The sequence below is a fragment of the Lysinibacillus sp. NPDC096212 genome (assembly GCF_044763105.1).
Taxonomy (GTDB): Bacteria; Bacillota; Bacilli; order Bacillales_A; family Planococcaceae; genus Lysinibacillus.
Genome location: NZ_JBIWFQ010000045.1, coordinates 17,289 through 29,906, shown reverse-complemented (window position 1 = coordinate 29,906; position 12,618 = coordinate 17,289). Strand labels below are relative to the sequence as shown.

Annotated in this window: 13 protein-coding genes, 1 tRNA gene and 1 other RNA gene; 4 read left to right on the top strand and 11 right to left on the bottom strand. The window is 37.0% G+C overall.

The window, feature by feature from the left end; all coding sequences use genetic code 11:
* Window positions 1-249: 249 nt before the first annotated feature.
* The 6 genes from ACIQ7T_RS26530 to ffs form a co-directional block, all read right to left on the bottom strand.
* Window positions 250-522 carry a pro-sigmaK processing inhibitor BofA family protein gene (locus tag ACIQ7T_RS26530; RefSeq protein WP_142511000.1) on the bottom strand — a complete coding sequence of 91 codons (273 nt, stop codon included), beginning with the start codon at window positions 520-522 and terminating at the stop codon, window positions 250-252.
* A 134-nt stretch (window positions 523-656) separates the two neighbouring features.
* A complete protein-coding gene (locus ACIQ7T_RS26525; protein WP_132364636.1) occupies window positions 657-872 on the bottom strand; it encodes a YaaL family protein in 216 nt (71 codons plus the stop codon).
* Window positions 873-885: 13 nt separating this feature from the next.
* Window positions 886-1,482: a recombination mediator RecR gene (recR, locus tag ACIQ7T_RS26520; RefSeq protein ID WP_079564088.1), complete on the bottom strand. Its 597-nt coding sequence runs from the start codon at window positions 1,480-1,482 to the stop codon at window positions 886-888.
* 11 nt (window positions 1,483-1,493) lie between these two features.
* On the bottom strand, window positions 1,494-1,808 hold the full coding sequence (locus tag ACIQ7T_RS26515) for a YbaB/EbfC family nucleoid-associated protein (RefSeq protein ID WP_402874896.1): 315 nt from the start codon (window positions 1,806-1,808) through the stop codon (window positions 1,494-1,496).
* Window positions 1,809-1,829: 21 nt separating this feature from the next.
* On the bottom strand, window positions 1,830-3,617 hold the full coding sequence (dnaX, locus tag ACIQ7T_RS26510; RefSeq protein ID WP_402874893.1) for a DNA polymerase III subunit gamma/tau: 1,788 nt from the start codon (window positions 3,615-3,617) through the stop codon (window positions 1,830-1,832).
* A gap of 283 nt (window positions 3,618-3,900) precedes the next feature.
* An RNA gene (gene ffs, locus ACIQ7T_RS26505) (signal recognition particle sRNA large type) lies at window positions 3,901-4,168 on the bottom strand.
* 469 nt (window positions 4,169-4,637) lie between these two features.
* Here ffs and ACIQ7T_RS26500 point away from each other — a divergent pair.
* The 4 genes from ACIQ7T_RS26500 (at window position 4,638) to ACIQ7T_RS26485 (ending at window position 8,524) form a co-directional block, all read left to right on the top strand.
* Window positions 4,638-4,730, top strand: a tRNA-Ser gene (locus ACIQ7T_RS26500).
* Between the two features lie 287 nt (window positions 4,731-5,017).
* The gene (locus tag ACIQ7T_RS26495) at window positions 5,018-6,280 is read left to right on the top strand and encodes an ATP-binding protein (RefSeq protein WP_402874891.1); all 1,263 of its coding nucleotides are present in this window, start codon (window positions 5,018-5,020) and stop codon (window positions 6,278-6,280) included.
* Entirely contained in the window at window positions 6,281-7,159 is an 879-nt protein-coding gene (locus ACIQ7T_RS26490) for a response regulator (RefSeq protein WP_337992051.1), read from the top strand.
* Window positions 7,160-7,249: 90 nt separating this feature from the next.
* Window positions 7,250-8,524, top strand: coding sequence for a cation:dicarboxylate symporter family transporter (locus ACIQ7T_RS26485; protein WP_370083301.1), 1,275 nt, complete (start codon window positions 7,250-7,252; stop codon window positions 8,522-8,524).
* Between the two features lie 87 nt (window positions 8,525-8,611).
* Here ACIQ7T_RS26485 and ACIQ7T_RS26480 read toward each other — a convergent pair whose 3' ends face one another.
* The 5 genes from ACIQ7T_RS26480 to ACIQ7T_RS26460 all read right to left on the bottom strand — a co-directional run bounded on the left by ACIQ7T_RS26480 (window position 8,612) and on the right by ACIQ7T_RS26460 (window position 12,460).
* Complete coding sequence (locus ACIQ7T_RS26480; RefSeq protein WP_402874887.1) at window positions 8,612-9,244, bottom strand: RraA family protein; 633 nt, start codon at window positions 9,242-9,244, stop codon at window positions 8,612-8,614.
* Window positions 9,245-9,433: 189 nt separating this feature from the next.
* On the bottom strand, window positions 9,434-10,342 hold the full coding sequence (locus tag ACIQ7T_RS26475) for a methyl-accepting chemotaxis protein (protein WP_402874885.1): 909 nt from the start codon (window positions 10,340-10,342) through the stop codon (window positions 9,434-9,436).
* Between the two features lie 104 nt (window positions 10,343-10,446).
* Window positions 10,447-10,974 (bottom strand): LOG family protein, encoded by a 528-nt coding sequence (locus ACIQ7T_RS26470; protein WP_402874882.1) that lies wholly within the window; start codon window positions 10,972-10,974, stop codon window positions 10,447-10,449.
* A gap of 182 nt (window positions 10,975-11,156) precedes the next feature.
* Window positions 11,157-11,825, bottom strand: a complete 669-nt coding sequence (locus tag ACIQ7T_RS26465) for a deoxynucleoside kinase (protein ID WP_370083293.1) — start codon at window positions 11,823-11,825, stop codon at window positions 11,157-11,159.
* The gene (locus tag ACIQ7T_RS26460) at window positions 11,822-12,460 is read right to left on the bottom strand and encodes a deoxynucleoside kinase (RefSeq protein ID WP_402874878.1); all 639 of its coding nucleotides are present in this window, start codon (window positions 12,458-12,460) and stop codon (window positions 11,822-11,824) included. Before ACIQ7T_RS26460 ends, ACIQ7T_RS26465 begins: the two co-directional genes overlap by 4 nt.
* Window positions 12,461-12,618 lie beyond the last annotated feature (158 nt).

Below are 12,618 nucleotides of genomic sequence, written 5' to 3'. Positions count from 1 at the left end.
TTGATGTCCAAAATTTTGTTTCGTTCACCAACTCAAGGTTAGCTACTAAAAACTATATTGATTACGTTTTGCTTGTTCAGTTTTCAAGGTTCATTTCGTTGCCATTTCTTAGCAGCAACTCTTATATAATATCATGTCGTTTACTTATTGTCAACAAATAAATTATTTAATTTAAAACTCATTTGTTTTTCAACAGTTATCTTAACGACTCTTATTACTATACCACAATATTTTTATTTTGCAAGCATCTTATAAAAAATATATTAAAGCAGTTATCCCTAGCACACCCGGAATACCTAATATTGCAATTGTGAATACTGAAAATAGATTAATCGGCACATTATAGCCTGCATACCCTATTCCTAAGTGAATAATAAATAATAGTAGAAAGGCAAAAGCAAATCTAAACCAAAACACAGACATTCCTTCTAAAATTTTACCCATCTTGGCATGTCTTATTATTATATAAAGAAAAAGAAGCACTACAGGCACACAAAAACTCATAATTACTAACCACGACATATGGTTACCCCCTTAGAAAATATAATTATGAAAGTTTATGTTTCCTGTTTTGCTTCTATGAATATTAATTATACCGAGGCACCAACTTATTTCAGCGGGTGTTTGGACACCCGCTGAAATAAGTTTAAAAACTATTATTTAATTAATACTCTACGAATTCTAGCTTCCTTGAATAAATAAAAATGTATACTCTCCGCAGCTTTGCGTTGAGCTATTACTTCTAAATCATAGTCGTCTAGTAATTCTTCAATTATCTTTGCCTGCTGTAAATCCTCTTTTGTTCCTTTTATAAGATTCACAAGCTTGTCATCGAATTCTTTTTTTAATTTTCCCTTACTGCGGAAGAACATATTAATCCCTCACTCACAATTCTCGGCGACCTTCCATTGCCTTCGATAACGTTACTTCATCTGCATATTCTAAATCTCCACCTACTGGTAGTCCATGAGCGATTCGTGTTGTTCGAATACCAGATGGCTTCACTAGACGAGAAATATACATAGCTGTTGCCTCACCCTCAATAGTTGAATTCGTAGCTAAAATAAGTTCTTGAACAGTCTCATCTTGCAAACGAACTAGTAGCGAAGCGACATTAATATCCTCTGGCCCAACACCATCCATAGGTGAAATAGCTCCCTGTAATACATGATACATACCGTTGAAATCACGCATTTTTTCCATCGCAATCACATCTTTTGTATCTTGGACAACACAAATAATAGAATGATTTCTTTGTTTGTCTGTACAGATATGGCATGGATCTACATCAGTTATGTTGCCACATACGGAGCAATAGCTTAAATTTCGTTTAGCATCAATTAATGCCTTTGAAAAGGATAAAACGTCATCTTCTTTCATTGTTAACACAAAAAACGCCAGACGAGCCGCGGTTTTCGGCCCGATACCTGGCAATTTCATAAAACTATCAATCAGTTTCGATATTGGTTCTGGGTAGTACATTTATTTACCTCCTAGAACGGAAGATTCATGCCTTGAGTAAATTTACCCATTGTTGAATTCGTTTTTTCATCTACTTTTTTCAATGCTTCATTTGCAGCAACAACGATTAAATCTTGTAGCATTTCGATATCGTCTGGATCTACTACCGATGGATCAAGATTCACTTCTACAATTTCACGTTGACCAGTTACAGTTACTTTCACCATACCGCCACCAGCTGCACCTTCAAATTGCTCTGCATTTAAAGTCTCTTGAGCCTCCATCATTTCCTTTTGCATTTTTTGCATTTTTTTCATCATACCTTGCATATTTCCCATTCCGCGCATAAACATATTCCTCCTAAATGATTAATCTTCAACAACCTCAATAAAATCTTTACCAAACAGCTTTTCTGCTTCCGTCACAAGTGGATCTTGTGAAGCAAGCGGTTGAGCATCGTCGATAAACGGCCCTTCTGGCATTTCTGCCGGTGGTGGTTCTGACAATTCCATTTCATGATCGGTTTCATTCTGAGATTTTTTCTCCTGCTGTAAGCCATGATCACGAATAAACTCTTCACGTAATTTTAACCAAGCCTCTTCAGGCGTACAAAGCATTTCATACATAGTACCAGTTTGCCCTGCAATTAATTGTGTGAATTGAGCTTTTAGGGCTTGATTATCAGCAACCATTTGACAATGAATATCATACTTGAATTTTAACACAAAAGCACTTGATGATGCCGCAACAGGTTCAGCCTCTGCTAAAAGAGCTGACTGAGATTTTTGCATCTGACTTAATGCCTGGGCCCAAACCGATTTGATACGTTGCACATCTTGCTTTGTAGCATCCTTTAGTATCTCTTGAATACGGCCTGTTGGTGCTTTATAGCCATTCGGACTTTTTGCTCGTGGACGTTGCTCTTTTGGTGTTTGCGCCGTTTGCATAGGAGCACCAGCTTGTAATTGGGCTGATAGTTGTTGCACCATCTGCTCAAGCGCCACAATTTTTTGAGCGAGCTCAGGGCTCATAGCTGCCTCACCTGAAGTGGCAGTCTGACCAACTGCACCACCCGAAAACTGCACCATTTTAAGTAACGCTGTTTCCAAGTAAATCTTTGTATGGTGGGAGAACCGCATTTCTTGCTGTGTTTTCGCTAAAATATCAATGTAGCCATAGAGCAAATTCGGTGCAAAATCATGCGCCAATGTAAATACTCGCTCCTCTGGTGATACTAGTTCTAATAATTCAGCCAAATCCTCACTTGTTTGCAGTAATAATAAATCCCGAAAAAATGTAATCAAGTCCTCTGAAAGTCGAAGTGGATCTTTCCCATCCGCAATAAGCTGTTCTAATAACGCAAGCATTTGTGCGACATCTTTTACTTTTAGAGCTTCTGCTAATTCATAGAAAACTTCCTGACTAATAGAACCTGTCACAAGTAATGTATCCTCAAGCTTCAACTTTTCTCCACTGAAGGATACAACCTGGTCTAATAAACTTAAAGCATCACGCATACCACCCGCTGCTGACTGTGCGATTACCTTTAAACCTTGTTCCTCAAATGGTAACTCAATATCTTCTAACACAACTTTCATGCGCTCAATAATATCATTGGTTGAAAGACGCTTGAAATCAAAGCGCTGACATCGCGAAATAATTGTTGCGGGCAATTTATGAGGCTCTGTCGTCGCTAAAATAAATACAGCATGTGAAGGTGGTTCTTCTAACGTCTTTAAAAGGGCATTGAAAGCACTTGTAGAAAGCATATGCACTTCATCAATGATATACACTTTATATCTGCTACTCGCAGGAGCAAATCGAACTTTCTCAATGATGTCTCGTATTTCTTCAACGCGCGAATTAGACGCCGCGTCAAATTCAATAACATCTGGGTGAGAACCGTCAGTAATGCTTAAACAAGTAGCACATTCATTACAAGGCTCTTTTGATGGTGCATGCTCACAATTTAAAGCCTTTGCAAAAATTTTAGCTGTACTTGTTTTCCCGGTTCCACGTGGACCAGAAAATAAATAAGCATGTGTTGTTTTATTCGCTAGGAGAGCATTTTGTAGCGTTCTTTTGACATGTGCTTGACCAGACATCTCTCGGAATGATTGCGGTCGATACACACGATAAAATGCTTGATACGTCAATGGTTTCCTCTCCTTTTCTTCATCATATAGAATAGTTCTATTATAGCATTTTCGTCATTATTTATAAAATAGTGTCATCGTTTTTCAAAAATTTCGGGACGATTCTCTTTCACTTCCTGTAGTGAAAGCTGATACTTTCGGCTCCTATCAGCCGCCTCGTACAATTTGTAACTCCCATAAACGTGCTAATGATTGATTTTCTGTCCCAACAAATAGTATAAAATCATATAAAAAAACGCATCCGCCTTTTGTAGACGGATGCGTTTGAATTGGCAATTTAATGCCGTGCACCTTTCTTCGACAGCCGCACATAAGCGTTACTCTTGTCGTTAGCTCAGATTAGGCAACCCCGCGGCACATGAATAAGACCACTTAATGCTGCTTCCTTCCGGACCTGACATAGTTCATGGGTATCCATTGCGCAGGACCCAATCGTCAACACTACGTGCAAAAGGCAGACCAAACAATACGGACAGCCTCGAAAAAGGAATTCAGTCTCGCTAGAGCGGATTGCGAGTTACAGGACACCGCTACCTTCCCACCTAGCACGGCAATAACTAGTATACTGACTGTTTTCATAAATTGCAACTTAATACACATAATATTTATTTGGAACATTCTATCTGCACTGTAAAAAAGAAATTATTAATCCATTATGCCTCGCCATAATTGCCGCTGTCGCTTCGCTTTCGCGCAGATAAACAATGCGTCCGGAATCGGCTTTGCGCTTGCCTGGATGAGGGCCGACACGATGTCGGCCATTTCGATAATACCTTACCGATTATCGCATGGATGCGCTATAAGAACTCTTTTTCATTCCATGTCATCCGCTCAAAAACTGACTTAGTACCGCATTCATCTCCCTCCTATAGAGGTGAAAGACTTCTGTACCTGACGCTTTACTTTCGCTACAGAAAATAATTGTTGAATGAAGTTAAAAAAACATAAAAAATCTGTTGACGTGAATTTTAAAATATGATAAATTAAATCTTGTCGATAAGACAACGAACAAAACAACATGGAGGTATACCCAAGTCTGGCTGAAGGGATCGGTCTTGAAAACCGACAGGCGGGTAACACCGCGCGGGGGTTCGAATCCCTCTACCTCCTCCAGTTTTAAAATTCCGACTACGAATGTAGCCGTTTTTTTTTGCTTAAAAATTATATGTAACATTTACTAGATGCCACTTCCACTTAGGTTGTGGTATTTTTTTATTGTAAACTGTAATAACCGTAAAAAATCTATAGCATTATTTCATCTAGACAAATGCGCTTTCATTATGAAACCACTTTTCGCCCCAACGCAACTTTAAAAGTAGTGGTACAATTACCTTTATTTCAAACAGCAAACGAGCTCTTTTAGCATAATGCTCGTTAATACTATTAGGAAGGATTTTTTTATGCACTCGAAATTTTACATATCTCGTGCTTCCCTCACTTGGATTTTAACAATTGCTCTGTTAACTGCTATCGGTAGTGAAATTAAAATAATGCCTTTCGCTGATACACCTTTTCGTTTCGGATTAGGAAGTATTATTTTCTTTTTGTGCACTCTGCTAAGACCTACACCTATTATTTTCGCTGGATTTACTACGAGTATCGTGACAACCATTTTTCGAGTTATCATTAATTACACTTTACATGATGTTCCAGTAGTCGATAGCTTACTAATACATTTACCTGCCGCCGCCTTTTATATATTGTTTGCAGTATGCCTACAAATTCTAAGCATTCATCAATATAGAGAAAAACCACTATTGCTCGGATTGCTAGTTGCGTTTAGTGAAGTATTCAGTAATTTAGTGGAACAACTATTTCGTTTTTTTATAAATTCTTATACTTTTTTATTCCTTCATGATTTACTTATACTATTAGCAGTTGCTTTATTACGTAGTTTTTTTGTTGTCGGTATTTATAGTTCCATTTTAATTGCTGAGCAAAAAAAACGTGTTCAGGAAATGCTTACAATCGGCTCAGATTTATATGTTGAGACACTTTATTTAAAAAAATCTATGAACCATATAGAAGCAATAACAGTCAGTGGGTTTGAACTATATCGACAATTAAAATCGCTAGGTTATCGTGCAGAAAGTTTACAGGCACTTCATATTGCCCAGGAAATTCATGAAGTGAAGAAGGATTCACAACGCATTTATGCAGGTATTTCTAAAATTGTTGGTGAAAAGAGCTTTGGATCCCTTAGATTGTCAGAATTATTACATTATATTGAAGACGGCAACAGTAAGTACGCTAATTTTCTCGGCAAAGAAATTGAATTTAAATTAAATATTGAGATCGATTTTCAAACGAAGGAACATATTGCATTGCTTGCACTTTTGAATAATTTAACAGCTAATGCTATAGAAGCAATTGAAGATCAAGGCATCATTTCTATTGCCATTCAGCAGCAACAGGATGATACTGTAATAACAGTATGCGATAACGGAAAGGGCATTCCACAAAGTAATCTCTCTATCATTTTTGAACCTGGATACACTACAAAATACAATGTAGACGGTGTCGCAGCAACAGGTATTGGGCTCTCACATGTTGCTGAATTAGTAAATAAATTAAATGGCTCAATAACCGTTGAATCAAATACTCAAAACACGATGTTTAAAATTACAGTTCCTACGCAAACTATTCAAACGGGAGAGACTTAAATGAGGTATTTTATTGTAGATGATGATCGTGCAAGTCGGGTCATGTTAAAACAAATTATTGAAGATAGTGGCTTAGGTACAGTTATTGGTGAAGCACGCAATGGTGAGGACGCCATTCCACAAATTTTAATGACACAACCTGAATTTGTGTTGATTGATTTACTTATGCCTAAGCTTGATGGGATAGCAACAGTCGAACACCTTATTCAAAATCGTTTTGAAGGACAATTTGTCATGATTTCTCAAGTAGTGAATAAGGAAATGGTTGGTGAGGCATATGAGCAAGGTATAGATTTCTTTATTCATAAACCAATAAACCGTATTGAGGTTGAAAATGTTTTACGTAAAACAACTGAACAATTTCGCCTGAAAAATTCATTACTTATTATTCGCCAATCACTTACAAATATTGATCTAAGTGAACAAATCAATCATAAAGCAACGTCACGCGATCATATTCAATCCATCTTAAATGATATGGGGATCGTTGGCGAGATTGGAAGCGAAGATATTATAGCTATCATCGAAACATTACTTGCGCATCAGCACAAAATTGCACCACTTCCACCATTAAAAGAGCTTTATGAGGAGATTGCAGTTGTCACAAAGGCTACACCAGATGAAATTTTGAAGGAAAGTAAAGCCATTGAACAGCGGGTGCGCCGTACTATATTAGCAGCGATGATAAATCTCGCCAATTTAGGTGTCGTAGATTATACAAACTCCGAATTTGAATATTATGCACCTAGATACTTTGACTTTAAAGAAATTCGTCTGCTTATGACTCAGATAGAAGATCACAAAAATCGCAAAGCAAAGGTTAATATTAAGAAGTTTATTCAGGTATTATATTCAGACATTTTAACTAAATTAAATTAATTTTCTCGGATTTTGTCGGATTTCATAAGTCCTCCGTATTATTAAAGTAAGGCAAGTCCTAAAAATTTAATATTAGGAGGTACTAAGGTTTTGAAGAAGAAATTTAGAATCAGTTTAGCCACTCAAATTTTAGTCGGTTTGATTTTAGGGATTATTATTGGTGGTATCTTTTACGGAAACCCCAAAATTGAAACATATCTACAACCTCTAGGTGATATTTTCCTTCATCTAATTAAAATGATTGTTGTACCGATTATTATTTCGACTTTAATCGTTGGTGTTGCTGGCACTGGAGATATGAAACAGCTTGGACGATTAGGCGGGAAATCGCTTATTTACTTTGAGGTTATTACAACAGTAGCAATTGTAATTGGTTTACTTTCCGCAAACTTATTCCACCCAGGCGCGGGCGTAAACATGAACGAGCTCTCTAAAGGAGATATTTCGAAATACGTTGCAACTACAGAAGAAGTACAGCATGAAGGACCATTTGATATTATTGTAGGCATAGTACCGACAAATATCATTCAGGCAATGTCTGAAGGTGATATGCTTGCTATCATTTTCTTCTCAGTTATTTTTGGTTTAGGGGTTGCTGCCATTGGCGAACGTGGTAAACCAGTATTAAACTTCTTCCAAGGGGTAGCAGATACCATGTTCTGGGTAACTAACCTCGTAATGAAATTCGCTCCAATTGGGGTATTTGGTTTAATTGGTGTAACCGTTTCCAAATATGGATTCGCTTCACTAATACCACTCGGTAAACTCGCTATACTTGTTTATGCAACAATGCTATTCTTTATCTTTGTCGTTCTTGGTCTTGTGGCCAAATTTACAGGTATCAGTATCTTCTTCTTAATTAAAGTATTAAAAGATGAGCTGATTTTAGCGTTCTCAACAGCAAGTTCTGAAGCTGTGTTACCACGAGTTATGATGAAAATGGAGAAACTAGGTGCTCCAAAGGATATCGTATCCTTTGTTATTCCAACCGGTTACTCTTTTAACTTAGATGGTTCTACACTGTACCAAGCTATTGCTGCATTATTTATTGCTCAAATGTACGGTATTCACCTAAGCATTGGTGAACAAATTACGTTAATGCTTGTATTAATGGTTACATCTAAAGGGATTGCAGGTGTTCCAGGAGTATCCTTCGTTGTGCTTCTAGCAACTTTAGGTACTGTCGGCATTCCAATTGAAGGTTTAGCATTCATCGCAGGTATCGACCGTATTCTTGATATGGGACGTACAGTCGTTAACGTAATTGGTAACTCACTTGCGTCATTAGTAATGGCGAAATGGGAAGGCCGTTTCGATTCAGAGAAAATGAAAAATTACTTTAAAGATAATGAAAATTTAGCATAAAAGTTAAAAAAATCCTCACGATGTATGGATGGCATCGTGAGGGTTTTTTTATTACGTCTGGAATCGGCCGTTAGGCTTTAACTTCTTTCAGCTTCTTCTGGAGGAAGTTAATGCTTTATCTAAATAAGCAATAATAGATTCTTTTCCATTTGCATGTGCCTCTTGAGCACGTACGTCATCTTTTTCGAGCTTTACCTCAGCGGCTGCCACAATACGCTCTGCATCTTCCTGTGGCACGACAACGACACCGTCAACATCCCCAATAATATAATCACCAGGGCGAACAGAAACGCCCCCAATAGCAATAGGAACATTTACTTGACCACCGCCGTTTTTATTGCCAGCTGCTACCGTTGTGCCAAGTGAAAATACAGGAAAGTCTAGCTCACGAATAGCTGCAATATCACGAATAACACCATCAACGACAAAGCCCTGTACACCTATACCCTTCGCTAATGAAAGAACAAAATCACCAGCAACTGCACGATTGGTATTCCCTTTAGCGTCAATTACTAAAATATCCCCTTCTTTAGCAACTCGAATGGCTTCCAATACTGCACCATTTTCACCATCTGGTAAACGCACTGTTACTGCACGGCCAGCAATTTTATAATGATCTGCTAACGGTTTAATATCACTGCGTAAATTCGTATGTCCTCCTGTCGCATCTGAAACTGCAGTCGTTGGCAAATGCTTAAAACTTACTTCCACCTTTGTCATCTATAACACCCCTATTATGATTTATGAAAGCTTTACACAATTATTGTAAATAAAACTCAGCTACTTTTTCAATATATATCAGAAAATTATGTAAATATTACATTTGAAGACTAGCTATTACATACGTTAACCTTTTCTCTAATTCTTGCAATTATTTTATTCTTCTTTATTAAACATATAAAAATTGAATTAAATTATTTCGGTAAAATGCCTTGATTGTTCATCTAATGCCTCCGCTGCAGATGCAATTTCGGCAAAATCATTCGTTGTTACATTAATTTGACCATTTGTTTTTTCAACTTTTTCAGCTATACGCGTGATACTTTCAGTGACTTGTCCAATCTCTCGCTCAATGCCCTCAACATTATCTTTTACTTCTAAAATAGATTGCTCTACCCTTTTGGAAAGCTTTCTAACCTCTTTTGCTACAACATCAAAACCTCGTCCATACTCACCGGCTCTTGCTGCTTCAATAGCTGCATTTAGTGCAAGTAAGTTTGTCTGAGAAGCAATTTCTTGAATGGTTTTCACAATCCCTTTAATAGATTCAGCTTGCTTCTGTAGCTGCGCAAGATTTCTTACATTATCAGCAGACTCTTGTGAAACCTCTTTCACTGTTTCCAGTAAATCCTTGCTATTTTGAATGCCCGCCTCCGAACGACTATGAAGCTCTTTAGACATAACCTTTAATGTATCAGCTACACTAACAATTTCATTTTGGCGTTCTGTAATATTTGTTGCAATTTTCGATACGCCAATCACCTTTTTTGAATTAATAGCAAAGACAGGCATATAAGTGGCCTCAAGCCAAATTCTATTTCCACTTGCATCCATTCTTTCGATTTTATCCTGATAGCTATTGCCAGCAGCTAAATTTCGCCAAAACTTTCCGTATTCTATACTATTCGCAAATTCCGGTAAACAAAAATCTTTATGATCTTTTCCTATCATTTCTTCAACTTTATAGCCTAATGTTTTAGCAAAAAGTTCATTTACATAGGCAACTTTATGCTCCATATCAAAACGGATAATGGCTATATTTCGTTCAATTGCCAGCACTACTTGATCATCAGTAACTTCTGTATCTATTGTCTGCATAATCTACACCTCTTTCATTGTATTAGCGAACTAAATTTTTTATGGTAATGAACCCTATAAAAAAACTTATAAAGATTATTTATTGCAGAAAAAACATGGGCGTATTACCCATGTTTTTTTAATAAATGTAATACTTCTTCCGATGTAGTAGCTACATGAACAAGTGACTTTTGCTCAGTTCGTATAAAACCTTCTTCAAGCATTTTCTGAAGTTGTTGTAAAAGCGCATCATAAAAATTATTTATATTATATAAAATTACAGGTTTTTCATGTAGTCCAATTTGTGCCCACGTAAACACTTCAAAATATTCGTCCATTGTCCCACCACCACCTGGTAAAGCTATAAAAGCATCTGCTAACTCTACCATTTTGGCTTTACGTACATGCATAGACTCAACAAAATGAATCTCTGTTAACGAGGCATGTGCTACTTCCCGCTGCTGTAAATGAGTTGGCATCACGCCAATAACATCTCCTCCAGCTTCTAATACTGCATCTGCAACTTTCCCCATTAGTCCTGTTTTCGAACCACCATAAACGACACCATGACCATTTTGAGCTAATACAGTTCCTAACTCGGCTGCTTTCTCTGCATAAATTGGGTTTATGCCTAAGCCAGAACCGCAATACACCGCTATTCTTATAACAATCCCTCCTACTCAAAAGACGTGACACAATAGGTTACATATTGTCTCACGTCTTTTGATCATTTATTTTCTTCAATTACTTGTTTCTGCACGTCGCTGCGCTTTCGGCCAGAACGCCAAAATTTATCTTCCTAATCGTTTTAGAAATATAAGCTTTAATACACCTTCTATTTACGTAAATGGCTTGTTTGTTTTAGCATATGACTGATGCGGCTCACAATTGATTCAATTGCGTCAGGATTTTTTAATAAATCATAATCATTAATATCTAAACGTAGAACTGGGCATGAATTAAAATTATTGATCCAGTTCTCATAGCGGTCATGCATTTCAATCCAATAATCATTCGGTGTTTGTTGCTCCATTGTACGTCCACGCTCTTGAATACGACCGATTACAGCATCAATTGGCCCCTCTAGATAGACAAGTAAATCTGGATGAGGGAAGTACGGTGTCATCACCATCGCATCAAATAAATTTGTATACGTCTCGTAATCTGTTGGGCTCATTGTACCTTTGTCATAGTGCATCTTAGCAAAAATGCCTGTATCTTCGTAGATGGAGCGATCTTGAATAAACCCGCCGCCATATTCAAAGATTCGTTTCTGTTCCTTAAAACGCTCCGCTAAAAAATACACCTGTAAATGGAAGCTCCATTTTTCAAAGTCCTCATAAAATTTATCTAAATATGGGTTAGTATCCACCTTTTCAAATGAAGTACGGAAATTTAACGCCTCTGCCAACGCCTTTGTCATTGTTGACTTCCCTACTCCAACCGTACCAGCAATTGTAATGACCGTTTGTGGAGGAATACCATATTTCTCTCTCAAATTCATTGTTGCAAGCTCCTTTGTTGTAACGTGTCCTTTATTGTTTGTAAAACATATGTCAAATCATTTGGATTTTTTACGAAATCAAGCTGATCACCATTAAATCGAATAACAGGAATTTCGGGATGCATGTTCTCAAAATGCTCGATAAAGGAATGATAATCTGCCACTAGTTGCTCCATGTAATCTCGTGAAATCATTTTTTCAAATTCACGACCACGCATCGCAATACGTTTCATCAGCGTATCAACACTGGCATGTAAATAAACAACTACATTTGGAACAGGCATATCTTTCGTTAATATTTTATAAATTTCTTCGTATTTATCATACTCAGTTGGTAGCAATGTACGCTTGGCAAATATTAAATTTTTAAAAATGTGGTAGTCTGCTACAACAGGTTTATCATGCATTAAACGAAATTTTTTTATATCTGATAATTGTTTATAGCGATTACATAGGAAGAACATTTCCGTCTGGAAACTCCATTCCTCTATATTTTCATAAAACTTATTTAGAAAAGGGTTTTCGTCTACTATTTCTTTTAATAGATGGTAATTAAATGTTGTTGCAAGCTCTTTAGATAAAGAGGTTTTACCAACACCAATCGGACCTTCTACCGTAACAAATGGAATCGTCACCAGAAGCTCCTCCTTTATGTTCTATGGATTCTATCGTCAATTGCCCCGTCCTCGAGGTTTGTATAATTATATCAATTATGCCTCGGCATAATTGCGTCCAGAGGCTTAGGAAATAAATCAGTGCTTTTCATTGTATCATAGTGAGAAAGTGAAAAACA

Bases quoted from the DNA above. Each gene is read 5' to 3' on its own strand.
- ACIQ7T_RS26530 (WP_142511000.1), bottom strand. From the start codon at position 522: ATGTCGTGGTTAGTAATTATGAGTTTTTGTGTGCCTGTAGTGCTTCTT.
- ACIQ7T_RS26525 (WP_132364636.1), bottom strand. From the start codon at position 872: ATGTTCTTCCGCAGTAAGGGAAAATTAAAAAAAGAATTCGATGACAAG.
- recR (WP_079564088.1), bottom strand. From the start codon at position 1,482: ATGTACTACCCAGAACCAATATCGAAACTGATTGATAGTTTTATGAAA.
- ACIQ7T_RS26515 (WP_402874896.1), bottom strand. From the start codon at position 1,808: ATGCGCGGAATGGGAAATATGCAAGGTATGATGAAAAAAATGCAAAAA.
- ACIQ7T_RS26495 (WP_402874891.1), top strand. From the start codon at position 5,018: ATGCACTCGAAATTTTACATATCTCGTGCTTCCCTCACTTGGATTTTA.
- ACIQ7T_RS26490 (WP_337992051.1), top strand. From the start codon at position 6,281: ATGAGGTATTTTATTGTAGATGATGATCGTGCAAGTCGGGTCATGTTA.
- ACIQ7T_RS26480 (WP_402874887.1), bottom strand. From the start codon at position 9,244: ATGACAAAGGTGGAAGTAAGTTTTAAGCATTTGCCAACGACTGCAGTT.
- ACIQ7T_RS26475 (WP_402874885.1), bottom strand. From the start codon at position 10,342: ATGCAGACAATAGATACAGAAGTTACTGATGATCAAGTAGTGCTGGCA.
- ACIQ7T_RS26465 (WP_370083293.1), bottom strand. From the start codon at position 11,825: ATGAATTTGAGAGAGAAATATGGTATTCCTCCACAAACGGTCATTACA.